Genomic DNA, 15657 nt, shown 5'->3' with positions numbered 1-15657 from the left:
TACAGGCTAGCCGAGAAACTTGCCCGCGCTCTGGGTGACCTCGAGCAGCGCCCCGGGCGCGACGCCCAGGACCAGCGTGGCGACGGTCCCGATGACCAGCGCCGCCGCCGTCATGGCGCCCGGGATGGACACGGCCGGCGTGGTCTCGCCCGGCTCGGACAGCCACATCATGACGACGACCCGCAGGTACGGGAAGGCGAGGATGGCGGAGCTCACCACGCCGGCGATCACCAGCCAGGTCTGATGCCCGTCCACACCGGCCGCGAACACGCCCACCTTGGCGGTGAAGCCGCTGGTCAGCGGCAGACCGGCGAAGGCCAGCAGGATGAAGGTGAACAGGGAGGCATACAGCGGCGAGCGCCGCCCCAGCCCCGCCCAGCGCGACAGGTGCGTGGCCTCGCCGTCCGCGTCCCGCACCAGGGTGACGACACCGAACGCGGCGAGCACGGTGAAGCCGTACGCCACGAGGTAGAACAGCGAGCTCGACAGGCCCTTCTCGTTGAGCGAGATGACGCCGATCAGCAGGTACCCCGCGTTGGCGATCGACGAGTAGGCCAGCAGGCGCTTGATGTCGGTCTGGGTGACCGCCAGGATCGCGCCGACGATCATCGTCAGCACGGCGATGGTGCCCAGCACCGGCTGGATCGTCCACTCGGTCCGGTGGAAGCCCACGTAGACCAGGCGGAGCAGCCCGCCGAACGCGGCGACCTTGGTGCAGGCGGCCATGAGCGCGGTGACCGGGGTCGGCGCGCCCTGGTAGACGTCCGGCGTCCACACGTGGAACGGCACCGCTGCGGCCTTGAAGAGCAGGCCGATGGCGAGCATGGCCAGCCCGACGTACAACAGGATGTCGTTCTTGCCGCCGGCCTGGATGGCCGCGTCGATCGCGTGGAAGTCGACCTGGCCCGCGTAGCCGTAGACCAGCGCGATGCCGAACAGGAAGAACGCCGACGCGAACGAGCCGAGCAGGAAGTACTTCATCGCGGCCTCCTGCGAGAGCAGCCGCCGGCGGCGAGCCAGCGCGCACAGCAGGTACAACGGCAGCGAGAAGACCTCGAGGGCCACGAACATGGTCAGCAGGTCGTTGGCGGTGGTGAACAGCAGCATGCCGCCGAGGGCGAACATGGTCAGCGGGAAGACCTCGGTCGCCCCGCCGGTCCGCTGCGCCTGGTCACGGTCCTTGTCGGTGTTGGCCGTGACCGCGGCCTGGGCCACGAACGCGCCGCCCGACTCCAGCGTGCGCTCGCCGATCAGCAGCAGCGCGACGATGCCGAGCACGATGATCGCGCCCGAGAGGAACAGGCCCGGGCGGTCCACGGCGACCGAGGTGGCGGCCGTGATGACCGGCGTGTTGCCCTGCCGGATCACCATGACCAGCGCGGCGACCGAGCCGAGCAGCGCCAGGGTGAGCTGGACGCTGTGCCGCACCCGCCTGGGCACGAAGCCCTCGACGAGGACCCCGACGCAGGCGACGCCGAAGAGGATCAGCATCGGCGAGAGCGCCGCGTAGTCCAGATGCGGCAGTTGGAGTTTGTCGTTCACTTGCCGGCCTCCACGGTACCCACGGTGGCTTTCGGGTCGGTCTTGCCGACGTCCTGCATGGTCGCCTTCACCGCCGGGTTGATCACGTCGGTCAGCGGCTTGGGGTAGAAGCCCAGCAGCAGGATCAGCGCGATCAACGGCGCGACGACGACCGCCTCACGGACGGACAGGTCACGGCCCATGGCCTTGATCTCGGCCAGCTTCGGGTTCGGAGTGCCCTGGGTGGTGCGCTGGATCATCCAGAGCACGTATCCGGCCGCCAGGATGATGCCGGCCGTGGCGATGACCGCGACCGTCTTGTTCACCGTGAACGTGCCGATGAGCACCAGGAACTCGGAGACGAAGGGCGAGGTGCCGGGCAGCGCCAGCGAGGCGAGACCGGCGATGAAGAAGACGCCCGCCAGCACCGGCATCAGCTTGCCGGCGCCGCCGAAGTCGGTCACCAGCGCGCTGCCGCGGCGGGCCACCAGCATGCCGACGACCAGGAAGAGCAGGCCGGTCGCGAGGCCGTGGTTGACCATGTACAGCACCGCGCCCGTGCCCGCCTGGGTGGTGAACGCGAAGATGCCGACGCCGATGAAGCCGAAGTGCGCGATCGAGGTGTACGAGACCAGGCGCTTGAGGTCCTTCTGGCCGATCGCCACGAGCGCGCCGTAGATGATGCCGACGAGCGCCAGCGTGAGCCCGAGCCACGCGAAGTCCTTCGAGGCGTTCGGGAAGAGCGGGATGCAGTACCGCAGAATCCCGAACGTGCCGACCTTGTCCAGCACGCCGACCAGCAGCGCGGCCGCCCCGGCGGGAGCGGCCCCACCGGCGTCGGGCAGCCACGTGTGGAACGGGAAGAACGGCGCCTTGATCGCGAAGGCGACGAAGAACCCGAGGAACAGCCAGCGCTCGGTGTTGGTGGAGAAGTCGGCGTTGACCAGCGTCTGCCAGTCGAACGTCTGACCGCCCAGCACCCACAGGCCGACCAGCGCGGCGAGCATGAACAGGCCGCCGAGCAGCGAGTACAGGAAGAACTTGACCGCCGCGTACTGCTTGTTCTTCCCGCCGTAGGAGCCGATCAGGAAGTACATCGGCACGAGCATGACCTCGAAGAACACGTAGAACAGGAACACGTCCTGGGCGGCGAAGACGCCGATCATCGTGCATTCGAGGGCGAGCAGGAGGGCGAAGTACGCCGGGACCGAGCGCTTGCTGGTCTCCGCGTCGTGCCAGGAGGCCAGGATGACCAGCGGCACGAGCAGGGCGATCAGCGCGATCATGACCAGCGCGATGCCGTCCACGGCGAAGGTGAACTTGGCGCCCCACTGGGGGATCCAGGTCCAGGAGTCCTTGAGCTGGAAGCGCTCGCCGTCCGGCTTGAACTGCGTCCACAGGCCCACGGTCAGCGCCAGGATCACCACCGACCAGGCCAGCGCGGCCTGCTTGGCCAGGGCCGGCTTGTCCTTGGGCAGCAGCGCGACCCCCGCCGCGCCGACGAGCGGCGCGGCCGTGAGGACGGTCAGGTAGGGGAAGTGGCTCATCCGAACCTCACCGCAAGCGTGGCGGCCACCACGAGCACCGCTCCTCCGAGGATGGAAAGGGCGTAGGAGCGCACGAACCCGGTCTGGGCCCGGCGTAGTCGGCCCGATCCGCCGCCGACCCCCGCGGCCAGGCCGTTGACCAGCCCGTCGATGCCGCGGTTGTCGAGGTAGACCAGGGCGCGGGTCAGGTAGCGACCCGGCGCCTCGAACACGATCTCGTTGAACGAGTCGGTGTAGAGGTTGCGGCGGGCCGCGGTGACCAGAGCGTTGGCCGGCTGCTCTTCCTTAGAGGTGCCCTTGTTGAACAGCACGATGGCCAGACCGGCGCCAAGAACCGTCAGCACCAGTGACAGCGTGGTGATCAGCCAATGAGCGATCACCGGCTCGTGCTCGACGGCCTCGTTGCCGAAGGTCGGCGTGAGCCAGTCCGGCACCGAGGTGGCCAGCAGGCCACCGGCGGCAATCGAGCCGACCGCCAGCACGATCAGCGGGATGGTCATGACCGCCGGGGACTCGTGCGGGTGCTTGATGTCGTCGGTCCAGCGCTTCGGGCCGTGGAAAGTCAGCCAGAACAGCCGGGTCATGTAGAAGGCGGTCAGGGCCGCGCCCAGCATCGCCGCGCCGCCGAACAGCCAGGCAGTCCAGCCTTCGCGCTCGAAGGCGGCCGCGATGATCGGCTCCTTGGAGAAGAAGCCCGAGAACGGGAACATGCCGATGATCGCCAGCCAACCCAGGCCGAACGTGACCCAGGTGATCTTCATGTATTTCCACAACCCACCAAAGCGGCGGATGTCGGTCTGGTCGTGCATCCCGTGCATGACCGAGCCCGCGCCGAGGAACATGCCGGCCTTGAAGAAGCCGTGGGCGAGCAGGTGGATCAGGGCCAGCGCGTACGCGCCGCCGCCGAGCCCGACGCCCAGGAACATGTAGCCGATCTGCGAGACCGTCGACCAGGCCAGCACCCGCTTGATGTCGTCCTTGGCGCAGCCGATGATGCAGCCGATCAGCAGCGTCAGCGCGCCGACGGCGACCACCACGGTCTGCGCGTCGGGCGAGGCGTTGAAGATCGGGTGCGAGCGGGCGACGAGGTACACGCCCGCGGTCACCATCGTGGCCGCGTGGATCAGGGCCGAGACCGGGGTCGGGCCCTCCATCGCGTCGGGGAGCCAGGCCTGCAGCGGGAACTGGCCGGACTTGCCGGCCGCGCCGAGCAGGAGCAGCAGCGCCATCATCAGCACCGTGCCCTGGCCCAGGCCGCTGACGCTGTTGAACACCTCGTCGTAGTCCACGGTGCCGAGGTAGGCGAACATCATGAAGATGGCGATCGCGAAGCCCGCGTCACCGACGCGGTTCATCAGGAACGCCTTCTTACCGGCGGTCGCCGCGCTCGGGCGCAGGTACCAGAAGGAGATCAGCAGGTAGGAGGCGAGACCCACGCCCTCCCAGCCGAAGTAGAGCATCACGTAGTTGTTGCCGAGGACCAGCAACAGCATCGCCGCGATGAACAGGTTGAAGTACCCGAAGAACTTCCGCCGGCCCGGGTCGTGCTCCATGTAGCCCACCGCGTAGAGGTGGATCAGGGAGCCGACGCCGGTGATGAGCAGGACGAACATCGCCGACAGCGGGTCGAAGAGCAGCCCCATGTCGACGTGGAAGTCCCCGACGTGGATGTAGTCCCAGAGCGTGATCTCGACGCCGGACCGGTTCTCCAGCCCGCGCAGGGTGAAGAAGTACGTCAGCGCGAGCACGAACGAGGCCGCGACGCTCAGCACGCCGAGCCAGTGACCCCAGCGGTCGGCCCGCTTGCCGAGCAGCAGCAGGATCGCCGCGCTGGCCAGCGGGATCACCGGAAGCAGCCAGAACGAGCCCAGCCACCCGGTCGCCGCCGAGTAGGCGATATGTTCCACCACCCGCTCCTTAGTACTTCAGCAGGTTCGCGTCGTCGACGCTGGCCGAGCGCCGAGTCCGGAAGATCGACATGATGATCGCCAGGCCGACGACGACTTCCGCCGCCGCCACGACCATGACGAAGAACGCCATGATCTGCCCGTCGAGCGTGCCGTTGATCCGGCTGAACGTGACCAGCGCGAGGTTGGCCGCGTTCAGCATCAACTCGATGCACATGAACAGCACGATCGCGTTCCGGCGGATGAGCACGCCCATCGCGCCGATCGTGAACAGGATCGCCGCGAGGACGATGTAGTACGTCGGAGTCACTTCTCGGTCCCCTTCGGTGCGACGTCCGCGGACGTCAACTCCCGGGTCGGGAGGATCTTGGAGATGCTGCGGTCGGCCGGCGTGCCGTCGGGCAGCCGCGCCGGGGTCGCCACCGAGTCCGAGCCGGCGAACACACCGGGGCCGGGCTTCGGCGCCGGGTAGTTGCCCGGGCGGAAGCGGGCCACCATGCGCTCCGGCTGGCTGACCTTGTCTTCCTTGCGCTTCTCGATGTGGGCCAGGATCATCGCGCCCACCGCGGCGGTGATGAGCAGCGCCGACGTGATTTCGAAGACCCACACGTACTTGGTGAACAGCAGGCGGGAGATGCCCACCACGTTGCCGGCCGAGTTCGCGTCGACCAGGCCCTTCGGGTCGGAGTCGCCGAGCGCGCGGTACAGCCCGATGCCCAGCAGCAGCGCCAGCCCGACGCCGAGCACGCTGGCCGCCATCCGCTGCCCGCGCAGGGTCTCGATCAGCGAGTCGGACGAGTCGCGGCCGACCAGCATGAGCACGAACAGGAACAGCATCATGATCGCGCCGGTGTAGACGATGATCTGCACCATGCCGATGAACGGGCCGGCCTGCAGGATGTAGAACACGCCCAGGCAGAGCATCGTGATGACCAGCGAGAGCGCCGAGTGCACGGCGTTGCGGGCCCAGACCATGCCGATCGCGCCGAGAACGGCGATCGGGGCGAGGATCCAGAAGGCGACGGCCTCGCCGCCCTTCACGTCGCCCGCGGCGGCCAGGGTCTGCAGCGCCAGGGTTCCGGTCACGAGTGGACCCCCTTGTAATGCTCGGCCCCGGCCGAGGTGCCCGGGTTCTCCAGCGCTCCGACGTAGTAGTCCTTCTCGGAGTCGCCCAGGCGCATGTCGTGCGGCGGGCGCTCCATCCCGGGCAGCAGCGGCGCGAGCAGCTGCTCCTTGGTGAAGATCAGGTCGCGGCGGTTGTCGCGGGCCAGCTCGTACTCGTTGCTCATGGTCAGCGAGCGGGTCGGGCAGGCCTCGATGCACAGCCCGCAGAAGATGCAGCGGGCGTAGTTGATCTGGTACGTCTGGGCGTAGCGCTCACCGGGCGAGAAGCGCTCGTCCTCGGTGTTGTCCGCGCCCTCGACGAAGATCGCGTCCGCCGGGCAGGCCCACGCGCACAGCTCGCAGCCGATGCACTTCTCGAGCCCGTCCGGCCAGCGGTTGAGAATGTGCCGGCCGTGGTACCGCGGAGCCGGCGGCTTGCGCTGCTCCGGGTACTCCTCGGTGACCACCTTCTTGAACATGTGCGAGAAGGTGACCCCGAACCCTTTGAGGGTTCCACCAATAGACACGTCAGCTCTCCTTGCCGGTCGGGACGGTTTCCCGCTCGACGATCACGCGCTTGGCCCGCGGGCTGGGCGGCACCTCGAGGTTCAAGGGCGGCAACGGGAAGCCGTTGGTACCGCCGACGCGTCCGCCCGGGTGCGCCTGCGGCAGGTCGACCGCGGTCTTGCGGCTGCGCTGCAGGGCGACCAGCGCCAGGACCAGCACCACCAGGACCACGATCCCGATGATCACGCCGGTGCGGGCGCCCGTGCTGATGCCGCCGTTCTGCAGCACCCGGATGCCGGACAGGGCCAGGATCCAGACCAGGTTGGCCGGGATGAGCACCTTCCAGCCGAAGCGCATGAACTGGTCGTAGCGCAGCCGGGGCAGCGTGCCGCGCAGCCACACGAAGACGAACAGCAGCAGCAGCACCTTGATGGTGAACCAGAGCACCGGCCACCATCCGTGGTTCGCGCCGTCCCACAGCGAGATCGGCCACGGGGCGCGCCAGCCGCCGAGGAACAGCGTCGTGCACAGGCCGGAGACGGTGACCATGTTGATGTACTCGGCCAGGAAGAACAGCGCGAACTTCAGCGACGAGTACTCGGTGTGGAAGCCACCGACCAGCTCCGACTCGGCCTCGGGAAGGTCGAACGGGGCCCGGTTGGTCTCGCCGACCGCGGCGGTGAAGTAGATCAGGAAGCTCGGGATGAGCAGGATGCCGAACCAGGCCGGCAGGTGCCAGGTCATCCCGAAGACGTCGGCGGTGCCGTTGCCCGCCTGGGCCGCCACGATCTCCGAGGTCGACATCGAGCCGGCGACCAGGAAGACCGAGACGATCGACAGGCCCATCGCGACCTCGTAGGAGATCATCTGGGCGCTCGAGCGCAGGCCACCGAGCAGCGGGTAGGTCGAGCCGGAGGCCCAGCCGCCGAGCACGATGCCGTAGATGCCCATGGAGGAGCAGGCCAGTACCAGCAGAACGGCCACCGGAATGTCGGTCAGCTGCAGCGGCGTGTGGTTGCCGAAGACCGAGACCACGGGACCGAACGGGATGACCGAGAACGCGGTGAACGCGCAGACCGTCGAGATCACCGGCGCGAAGAAGAAGACCACCTTGTCCGCCAGGCGCGGCATGATGTCTTCCTTGAATGCCAGCTTGAGGCCGTCGGCCAGCGACTGGAGCAGACCGAACGGGCCATTGCGGTTCGGGCCCGGGCGGACCTGCATCCGGGCCACCACCCGGCGCTCGTACCAGATGGCGAAGAGCGTCATGACGACCAGGAACGCGAAGATCACGATGACCTTGGCGAGCACCAGCCACCAGGTGTCGTGGCCGAACTGGTCGAGGCTGCCTGCAGCGGATGTCATCTTGCGGTACCCCCAGTGCTGATCTCGACCAGCGCGCCCTCCGTCACGCCGAGCGTGCGGCGCAGGGTCGAGCCCGGTGAGTTCGTCGGAATCCACACGACCCCGTCGACCATGTCGGTGACGAGCGCCGGCAGGGTGATCGCGCCCCGCTCGGTGCCGACCGTCACCGCGTCCCCGTCCACCACGCCGAGGTCGGCCGCGGTGCTCTTGGAGATCCGGACCACGGCGGGGCGGGCGGTCCCGGCCAGGTGGCCGTCACCGTCCTGCAACGAGCCGCCGTCGATCAGGTGGTGCCAGGAGGCGAGGATCGCCTGGCCGCTCGCCGGGCTCGCGGGCGTGCCCGGGGCCACGTCGGGAGCGGTACCGCGAACCAGGCTCGGGTTGCCCGCACCGACCGTGCCGACCGCGACCGTGCCCGGCAGCGGCAGCTGGGCCAGCGCCGCGAGCTGCGCGCGGACCAGTTCCACGTCGCCCACGCCGAGCTGCACGCCGAGCTCGCGGCCCAGGGTGTCGAGCACCCGGGCGTCGCTCATGGCCTGCGTCTTGAGCACGGTGCCGAACGGGCGGACCCGGCCTTCCCAGTTCACGTACGAGCCGGCCTTCTCGGCGGCCGGCGCGATCGGCAGGACGACGTCGGCGCGCTTGGCGACGGCGCTCATCCGCAGCTCCAGGCTGACCAGGAAGCCCACGTTGTCCAGGGCCTCCTCGGCGACGGCCGGGTCGGCGAGGTCCGCCGGGTCCACGCCGCCGACGACCAGCGCACCGAGCCGGCCCTCGCGCGCCGCGGCGATGATGCCGTCGGTGTCGCGGCCGGAGGCGCTGGGCAGGACACCCGCGTCGAGCTGCCACGCGGTGGCCACCTCGCTGCGCGCGGCCGGGTCGAAGACCTGGCGGCCGCCGGGCAGCAGGGTCGGCAGCACGCCGGCCTCGACCGCGCCCCGGTCACCCGCGCGGCGCGGGACCCAGGCGAGGCGGGCGCCGGTGGACTCGGCCAGGCGCGCGGCGGCGGACAGGCCACCGGGGACGCTGGCCAGGCGCTCGCCGACGAAGAGGATCGCGCCCTCGCCCGACAGCGCGTCGCGCAGCTGCTCGGACTGGCCGAGCACCTCCGCCTCGCCGCCCGGCGCGGTGAGCAGGACCGTGGTGCCCATCTTGGCGAACCCGCGGGTCACGAACGGGGCGACCGCGAAGCTCGGCAGGGCCCGCTTGAGGTACACCTTGCGGGCCCGCAGGAAGATGATCGGGCACTCCTCCTCGGGCTCCAGCCCGACGAAGGCCACCGCGGAGGCCCGCTCGATGTCCGCGTAGGTGACGTCCGCCCGCCCGACGACGTGCGAGCCGAGGAACTCGGTCTCCTCCGCCGACAGCGGCCGGGCGCGGAAGTCGATGTCGTTGGTACCGAGGGCGACCCGTGCGAACTTCGCGTACGCGTACGCGTCCTCGACGGTGAGCCGTCCGCCCGCCAGGACGCCGACGCCGCCGTTGTCCTTGGCGGCGGCGAGCCCCTCGGCCGCGACGGCGAGCGCCTCGGGCCAGCTGGCCGTGCGCAGCTCACCGGTCTTCTTGTCGCGCACCATCGGCGTGGTCAGGCGGTCGGTGGCGGTGACGTACTGGAACGCGAAGCGCCCCTTGTCACAGTTCCACTCCTCGTTCACCGCCGGGTCGTCGCCGGCCAGGCGCCGCATGACCTTGCCGCGGCGGTGGTCCGCCCGCTGGTCGCAGCCCGCGGCGCAGTGCTCGCACGTGTTGGGCGTCGACACCAGGTCGAAAGGGCGGGAGCGGAATCGGTACTGCGAGCTGGTCAGCGCCCCGACCGGGCAGATCTGCACCGTGTTGCCGGAGAAGTAGCTGTTGAACGGGGCGTCGTCCTCGGGCGACTCGGGATCGCCGCGGAACACGCCGATCTGCTCGTTGCTCGAGCGCTCCATCAGGTCGATGAACTTGTCGCCGGCGATCTCGTCGGAGAAGCGGGTGCAGCGCTGGCAGAGCACGCAGCGCTCGCGGTCGAGCAGCACCTGCGTGCTGATCGGCAGCGGCTTGGGGTACTCCCGCTTGTGCTCAACGAACCGCGACTCGGACTGGCCGTTGCTCATCGCCTGGTTCTGCAGCGGGCACTCGCCGCCCTTGTCGCAGACCGGGCAGTCGAGCGGGTGGTTGATCAGGAGGAACTCCATGATGCCCTCCTGCGCCTTCTTGGCGACTTCGGAGGTCATCTGGGTCCGCACCACCATGCCCTCGGCCACCGGCTGGGTGCACGAGGCGACCGGCTTGCGCTGGCCCTCCACGTCGACCAGGCACTGGCGGCAGGCGCCGGCCGGGGCGAGCAGCGGGTGGTCGCAGAAGCGCGGGATGGAGATGCCCACCTGCTCGGCGGCCCGGATGACGAGCGCACCCTTGGGCGCCTCGACCTCGATGCCGTCGATGGTGAGCTTGACGGTCTCGGTCTTGGGAACCACGTCGGTCATCAGTGGGCTCCTACCAGCTCGCCGTGGAACATCGGCGCCTTGCGGCCCTCGATGTAGTCGAGGTAGTCCTGCTTGAAGTACTTGATCGAGGACGTCACCGGGCTGGTCGCGCCGTCGCCGAGCGCGCAGAACGAGCGGCCCAGCAGGTTGTCGCAGGCGTCCAGGAGGGTGTCGAGGTCCTGGTGCGTGCCCTGGCCGGCCAGGATGCGGTGCAGGATGCGCACCATCCAGTAGTTGCCCTCGCGGCACGGCGTGCACTTGCCGCAGGACTCGTGGTGGTAGAAGGCGATCCAGCGGTACGTCGCGTAGACGATGTCGTCCTGGTCGGAGAAGACCTGGACGGCCGTGGTGCCGAGCATCGTGCCGACGCTCATCATGCCCTCGAAGTCCATCGGGGTGTCGAGGTGCTCGTCGGTCAGCATCGGCGTGGAGGAGCCGCCCGGCGTCCAGAACTTCAGCTGGTGGCCGTCCTGCATGCCACCGGCGAGGTCGATGAGCTGCCGCAGCGTGACGCCGAGGCCGCACTCGAACTGGCCGGGGTTGTTGACCCGCCCCGAGATCGAGTAGATCTTCGGGCCCGGCGACTTCTCGGTCCCCATGCTGCGGAACCAGGCCGAGCCGCCCAGCACGATGTACGGCACGCTGGCGATCGTCTCGACGTTGTTCACGACGGTCGGGGAGGCGTACAGCCCGTGGGTCGCCGGGAAGGGCGGGCGCAGCCGGGGCTGGCCGCGGTAGCCCTCCAGCGAGTCCAGCAGCGCCGTCTCCTCGCCGCAGATGTAGGCCCCGGCCCCGCTGTGCACGACCAGGTCCAGGTCGAAGCCGCTGCCGAGGATGTTCGCGCCGAGGTAGCCCTTGGCGTAGGCCTGCTCGACCGCCGCTCGCAGCCGCCGCGCCGCGTGCACCGCCTCGCCGCGGATGTAGATCGCGGCGAAGTTGGCCCGGATCGCGTAGGAGGCAATGATGACGCCCTCGACCAGCGCGTGCGGGTCGGCCATCATCAGCGGCAGGTCCTTGCAGGTGCCCGGCTCGCCCTCGTCGGCGTTGACCACGAGGTAGTGCGGCTTGCCGTCGTTCTGCGGGATGAAGCCCCACTTCATGCCGGTCGGGAAGCCGGCGCCGCCGCGGCCGCGCAGCCCGGAGTCCTTGATCAGCTGGATCAGGTCGTCCGGGTGGGCCTTGAGCGCCTTGCGCAGGCCGGTGTAGCCGTCGAGCCGCTCGTACACGTCGATCTTCCACGCGTCCGGCGACAGCCAGCGCTTGGTGAGCACCGGCGTCAGCTTGGACAGCGACTCCTGTGAGGGCTGGTACTCGGCCATCAGGCCTTCGCCTCCTTCTGCGGCATCGGCCCGTCGCCCGCCGGCTTCGCGTCCGACGCCGGCTTCGGCGCCGACGCGGGCGGCTTGGGCTCGTCCTTCTTGGCCGCGTCTTCCTTCTTGGCGATCGGGGTGTCCGGGTCGAAGCCCGGCACCGAGATCGCGAAGCGCTCGGCGAGCCGGTTGCCCGCGAGCGTCGGCTCACCGGCGGGCCCGTCGGCGATGACCTCGTCGCCGCGGTCGTCGGCGAAGCCCGCCAGCTGTACCGCCATCTCCTTCAGCGTGCACAGCCGGGTGCCACGGCTCGGAGCCGGGCGCTCGCCGTTCTGCAGCTGCTTGACCAGCGTCAGAGCGGTGTCGTCGGTGACCCCGTCGAAGAACTCGTAGTTGACCGTCATCACCGGCGCGTAGTCGCAGGCGGCGAGGCACTCGGCATGCTCGAGGGTGATCTTGCCGTCGGTCGTCGTCTCGTCGTGCCCGACCCCGAGATACTCACTGAGGGCCTGGTACGCCTTGTCGCCGCCGAGCACGCCGCACATGGTGTTGGTGCAGACGCTCACCAGCCAGTCGCCGGTCGGCTTGCGCTTGTACATGGTGTAGAAGGTCGCCACCGCGCCGACCTGGGCCTTGGTGATGCCCAGGGTCTCGGCGCAGAACGCGATGCCGTCCGGGGAGACGTACCCCTCCTCCGACTGCACGAGGTGCAGCAGCGGCAGCAGGGCCGAGCGCGAACGGCCTTCCGGGTAGCGCGCGATGATCTGACGCGCACGTTCGCGCGTGAGCTCACTGAACACCATTAACGATCACACCCACCCATGACGGGGTCGAGCGAGGCGCCGCCCACGATGACGTCGGCCAGCAGGCCACCCTCCGCCATCGCCGGGATCGCCTGCAGGTTGACGAAGCTGGGCTCGCGGTAGTGCACCCGGAAGGGGCGCGTGCCACCGTCGGACACCGCGTGCACGCCGAGCTCGCCGCGGGGCGCCTCGATCGGCACGTACACCTGGCCGGGCGGCACCCGGAAGCCCTCGGTCACCAGCTTGAAGTGGTGGATCAGGGCCTCCATCGACTGGCCCATGATCTTCGCGACGTGCTCCAGCGAGTTGCCGAGGCCGTCGCCGCCCACCGCCAGCTGGGCCGGCCACGAGATCTTCTTGTCGGCGATCATGATCGGGCCCGGCTCCAGCCGGTCCATCGCCTGCTGGATGATCCGCAGCGACTGCCGCATCTCGTTGAGGCGCACCTGGTAGCGGCCCCACGCGTCGGCGGTGTTCTCGGTCGGCACGTCGAAGTCGTAGGTCTCGTACCCGGCGTACGGCTGCTGCTTGCGCAGGTCCCAGCCCAGCCCGGCCGAGCGCAGCACCGGCCCGGTGATGCCCAGGGCGACGCAGCCGGTCACGTCCAGCACCGCGACGCCCTGCGTGCGCTCGCGCCAGATCGTGTTGCCCGAGAGCAGGTCCTCGTACATGTCGATGCGCTTGGGCATCCAGTCGAGCATCTCGCGGATCTTCACCGCGGCCTCGTCCGGCAGGTCCTGGGCCAGGCCGCCCGGGCGGATGTACGCGTGGTTCATCCGCAGGCCGGAGGCGAGCTCGAAGATGTCGAGGATGTACTCCCGCTCGCGGAAGCCGTAGATCATCATCGACAGGGCGCCGAGCTCCATGCCCGTCGTGGCGAGCCAGACCAGGTGGGAGGAGATCCGGTTGAGCTCCATCATGAGCACGCGGATCGTCTTGGCCCGGTCGGTGATCTGGTCCTCGATGCCGAGCAGCTTCTCGACCGCGAGGCAGTAGCCCGTCTCGTTGAACATCGGGGCCAGGTAGTCCATGCGGGTCACGAACGTGGTGCCCTGGGTCCAGTTGCGGAACTCCAGGTTCTTCTCGATGCCCGTGTGCAGGTACCCGACGACGGTCCTGGCCTCGATGACCGTCTCGCCCTCGAGCTCGAGCACCAGCCGCAGCACCCCGTGGGTGGACGGGTGCTGGGGGCCCATGTTGACGACGATGCGCTCTTCGGCCCCGGCCTCGTTGACGACCGTGTCCCAGTCCCCGCCGGTGACGGTGAAGACCTTGCCCTCGGTGGTCTCGCGAGCTGACGCGTAATCGGTGCTCACTGGTAACTCCTCCGCTGGTCCGGCGGCGGGATCTCCGCACCCTTGTACTCGACCGGCACGCCGCCGAGCGGGTAGTCCTTCCGCTGCGGGAAGCCCTCCCAGTCGTCCGGCATGAGGATCCGGGTCAGGTTCGGGTGGCCGTCGAAGACGATGCCGAACATGTCGTAGGTCTCCCGCTCCTGCCAGTCGGCGGTCGGGTACACCTGGGTGACGCTCGGCAGGTGCGGGTCCTCGGCGGTCACGGCCGCCTCGAGGCGAATCCGCCGGCGGAACGTCATCGAGGTCAGGTGGTACACCGCGTGCAGCCGACGGCCGTCGGAGCCGAGGTAGTCCACACCGGACACCGAGGAGCACAGCTCGTAGCGCAGCGCGGGATCGTCCCGCAGCGACTGGCAGACCTCGGCGATGCGCTCCGGCACGATGTGCAGGGTCAGCTCACCCCGGTCGACCACGATCCGCTCGATCGCGTCGTCGAAGCCCGGGTAGGCCTCCTCCAGCGCGTCGACGACCTCGTCGTGGTCCCCGCCGAACGGCCGCGGCGAGTCCAGCTCGACCGCGCGCCGGCGGCGCAGGCCGCCGAAGCCCGACGTGTCGCCGGTGCCCTGCACGCCGAACATGCCGCGCCCGGCGGCCGTCGACGGCGGGGTCTGCGCGGCGGCACCCAGCTGGGCGCCGACCGGCTCTACGTTCGCGTCAGTCACTTGTTGCCTCCGCCAGCCTGATTCGCGAGATCGGCCCGCTCTTCCATCCACTTCTGGATGCGCAGCTGCTCCTCGCGGCCCGACTCGGCGGCCTTGATCCACTCGGCGCGCTTGGCCTTGTCGAAGCGGTAGCTCGACGGCATCGCGCCCGGGGCCACCACCGGAGCGCCGTCGCGCTCGACCCGGGCCTCGATCATGCGGCGGCGCCGGTCACCCAGCGGCTCGGCCATGACCTTGTCGTGCAGGCGCAGGATGGCGTCGATGAGCATCTCCGGCCGCGGCGGGCAGCCGGGCAGGTACATGTCCACGGGCACGACGTGGTCGACGCCCTGGACGATCGCGTAGTTGTTGAACATGCCGCCGCTCGAGGCGCAGACGCCCATCGAGAGCACCCACTTGGGCTCCGGCATCTGGTCGTAGATCTGGCGCAGCACCGGGGCCATCTTCTGGCTCACCCGGCCGGCCACGATCATCAGATCGGCCTGGCGGGGGCTGGCCCGGAAGACCTCCATGCCGAAGCGCGCCAGGTCGTAGCGCGCGGCGCCGGTCGCCATCATCTCGATGGCGCAGCAGGCCAGACCGAAGGTGGCCGGCCAGAAGCTCGCCTTACGAGACCAGTTGACCAGCTTCTCGACGGTCGTCAGCAGGACGCCGGTCGGTACCTTTTCCTCGATGCCCATGGCTCAGTCCCAATCCAGCCCGCCGCGGCGCCAGACGTAGGCGAACGCGACGAACACGGTGACGATGAACAGCACCATCTCCACGAACCCGAACAGGCCGAGCGCGTCGAAGTTCACGGCCCACGGGTACAGGAAGATGATCTCGATGTCGAAGACGATGAACAGCATCGCGGTCAGATAGAACTTGACCGGGAAGCGGCCGCCGCCGACAGGCTGCGGGGTCGGCTCGATGCCGCACTCGTAGGCGTCGAGCTTCGCCCGGTTGAACCGGCGCGGTCCCACGAAGGGCGCGACCCCCACGGAGAACAGCGCGAAGAGGGCGGCCAGGGCGAAGAGCCCCAGAATCGGTACGTACGGCGCGAGCGACATCGTGCTGCTCCGTCCTTTCGGCGAGCCCGCGGGGCGGTCGGCTCCGGGGACCACTCAAGCTG

The 15657-nt window shown here is 69.3% G+C and carries 13 protein-coding genes and 1 pseudogene; all 14 read right to left on the bottom strand.

The window, feature by feature from the left end:
* Positions 1–6: 6 nt before the first annotated feature.
* Positions 7–1491 carry an NADH-quinone oxidoreductase subunit NuoN gene (gene nuoN, locus ACQP00_RS01010; RefSeq protein ID WP_433223610.1) on the bottom strand — a complete coding sequence of 495 codons (1485 nt, stop codon included), beginning with the start codon at positions 1489–1491 and terminating at the stop codon, positions 7–9.
* Positions 1492–1538: 47 nt separating this feature from the next.
* Positions 1539–3068 (bottom strand): NADH-quinone oxidoreductase subunit M, encoded by a 1530-nt coding sequence (locus ACQP00_RS01005; protein WP_433212953.1) that lies wholly within the window; start codon positions 3066–3068, stop codon positions 1539–1541.
* Positions 3065–4975 (bottom strand): NADH-quinone oxidoreductase subunit L, encoded by a 1911-nt coding sequence (gene nuoL / locus ACQP00_RS01000; RefSeq protein WP_433212950.1) that lies wholly within the window; start codon positions 4973–4975, stop codon positions 3065–3067. Before nuoL ends, ACQP00_RS01005 begins: the two co-directional genes overlap by 4 nt.
* Before the next feature lie 10 nt (positions 4976–4985).
* The gene (nuoK, locus tag ACQP00_RS00995) at positions 4986–5231 is read right to left on the bottom strand and encodes an NADH-quinone oxidoreductase subunit NuoK (RefSeq protein ID WP_433066121.1); all 246 of its coding nucleotides are present in this window, start codon (positions 5229–5231) and stop codon (positions 4986–4988) included.
* A 50-nt stretch (positions 5232–5281) separates the two neighbouring features.
* Positions 5282–6049 (bottom strand): NADH-quinone oxidoreductase subunit J, encoded by a 768-nt coding sequence (locus ACQP00_RS00990; protein WP_433223608.1) that lies wholly within the window; start codon positions 6047–6049, stop codon positions 5282–5284.
* Positions 6050–6078: 29 nt separating this feature from the next.
* A pseudogene (gene nuoI / locus ACQP00_RS00985) lies at positions 6079–6558 on the bottom strand (NADH-quinone oxidoreductase subunit NuoI); the annotation flags it as partial.
* A gap of 49 nt (positions 6559–6607) precedes the next feature.
* Positions 6608–7951, bottom strand: coding sequence for an NADH-quinone oxidoreductase subunit NuoH (nuoH, locus tag ACQP00_RS00980; RefSeq protein WP_433212947.1), 1344 nt, complete (start codon positions 7949–7951; stop codon positions 6608–6610).
* Positions 7948–10416, bottom strand: coding sequence for an NADH-quinone oxidoreductase subunit G (locus ACQP00_RS00975; protein ID WP_433212944.1), 2469 nt, complete (start codon positions 10414–10416; stop codon positions 7948–7950). Before ACQP00_RS00975 ends, nuoH begins: the two co-directional genes overlap by 4 nt.
* Positions 10416–11735, bottom strand: coding sequence for an NADH-quinone oxidoreductase subunit NuoF (gene nuoF / locus ACQP00_RS00970; protein ID WP_433212941.1), 1320 nt, complete (start codon positions 11733–11735; stop codon positions 10416–10418). Before nuoF ends, ACQP00_RS00975 begins: the two co-directional genes overlap by 1 nt.
* The gene (gene nuoE, locus ACQP00_RS00965) at positions 11735–12529 is read right to left on the bottom strand and encodes an NADH-quinone oxidoreductase subunit NuoE (RefSeq protein WP_433212938.1); all 795 of its coding nucleotides are present in this window, start codon (positions 12527–12529) and stop codon (positions 11735–11737) included. Before nuoE ends, nuoF begins: the two co-directional genes overlap by 1 nt.
* Positions 12529–13845, bottom strand: a complete 1317-nt coding sequence (locus ACQP00_RS00960; RefSeq protein ID WP_433212935.1) for an NADH-quinone oxidoreductase subunit D — start codon at positions 13843–13845, stop codon at positions 12529–12531. The genes nuoE and ACQP00_RS00960 overlap by 1 nt, the downstream gene beginning before the upstream one ends.
* Entirely contained in the window at positions 13842–14546 is a 705-nt protein-coding gene (locus ACQP00_RS00955; protein ID WP_433212932.1) for an NADH-quinone oxidoreductase subunit C, read from the bottom strand. The genes ACQP00_RS00960 and ACQP00_RS00955 overlap by 4 nt, the downstream gene beginning before the upstream one ends.
* The gene (locus ACQP00_RS00950) at positions 14543–15226 is read right to left on the bottom strand and encodes a NuoB/complex I 20 kDa subunit family protein (RefSeq protein ID WP_433212929.1); all 684 of its coding nucleotides are present in this window, start codon (positions 15224–15226) and stop codon (positions 14543–14545) included. Before ACQP00_RS00950 ends, ACQP00_RS00955 begins: the two co-directional genes overlap by 4 nt.
* 3 nt (positions 15227–15229) lie before the next feature.
* Positions 15230–15595 (bottom strand): NADH-quinone oxidoreductase subunit A, encoded by a 366-nt coding sequence (locus ACQP00_RS00945; RefSeq protein ID WP_433054715.1) that lies wholly within the window; start codon positions 15593–15595, stop codon positions 15230–15232.
* Positions 15596–15657 lie beyond the last annotated feature (62 nt).

The sequence above is a fragment of the Dactylosporangium sp. CS-047395 genome, from assembly GCF_050942185.1.
GTDB lineage: Bacteria > Actinomycetota > Actinomycetes > Mycobacteriales > Micromonosporaceae > Dactylosporangium.
Note: the sequence above shows the minus strand (reverse complement) of the source record. Positions and strands in the feature narration are given on the sequence as shown.

What these genes read in the sequence shown, in the direction of transcription:
- ACQP00_RS00975 (WP_433212944.1), bottom strand. Translation starts at nt 10,416, where the DNA reads ATGACCGACGTGGTTCCCAAGACCGAGACCGTCAAGCTCACCATCGAC.
- nuoK (WP_433066121.1), bottom strand. Translation starts at nt 5,231, where the DNA reads ATGGGCGTGCTCATCCGCCGGAACGCGATCGTGCTGTTCATGTGCATC.
- ACQP00_RS00945 (WP_433054715.1), bottom strand. Translation starts at nt 15,595, where the DNA reads ATGTCGCTCGCGCCGTACGTACCGATTCTGGGGCTCTTCGCCCTGGCC.
- nuoH (WP_433212947.1), bottom strand. Translation starts at nt 7,951, where the DNA reads ATGACATCCGCTGCAGGCAGCCTCGACCAGTTCGGCCACGACACCTGG.
- ACQP00_RS00950 (WP_433212929.1), bottom strand. Translation starts at nt 15,226, where the DNA reads ATGGGCATCGAGGAAAAGGTACCGACCGGCGTCCTGCTGACGACCGTC.
- nuoF (WP_433212941.1), bottom strand. Translation starts at nt 11,735, where the DNA reads ATGGCCGAGTACCAGCCCTCACAGGAGTCGCTGTCCAAGCTGACGCCG.
- ACQP00_RS01005 (WP_433212953.1), bottom strand. Translation starts at nt 3,068, where the DNA reads ATGAGCCACTTCCCCTACCTGACCGTCCTCACGGCCGCGCCGCTCGTC.
- nuoN (WP_433223610.1), bottom strand. Translation starts at nt 1,491, where the DNA reads ATGCTGATCCTCTTCGGCGTCGCCTGCGTCGGGGTCCTCGTCGAGGGC.
- nuoE (WP_433212938.1), bottom strand. Translation starts at nt 12,529, where the DNA reads ATGGTGTTCAGTGAGCTCACGCGCGAACGTGCGCGTCAGATCATCGCG.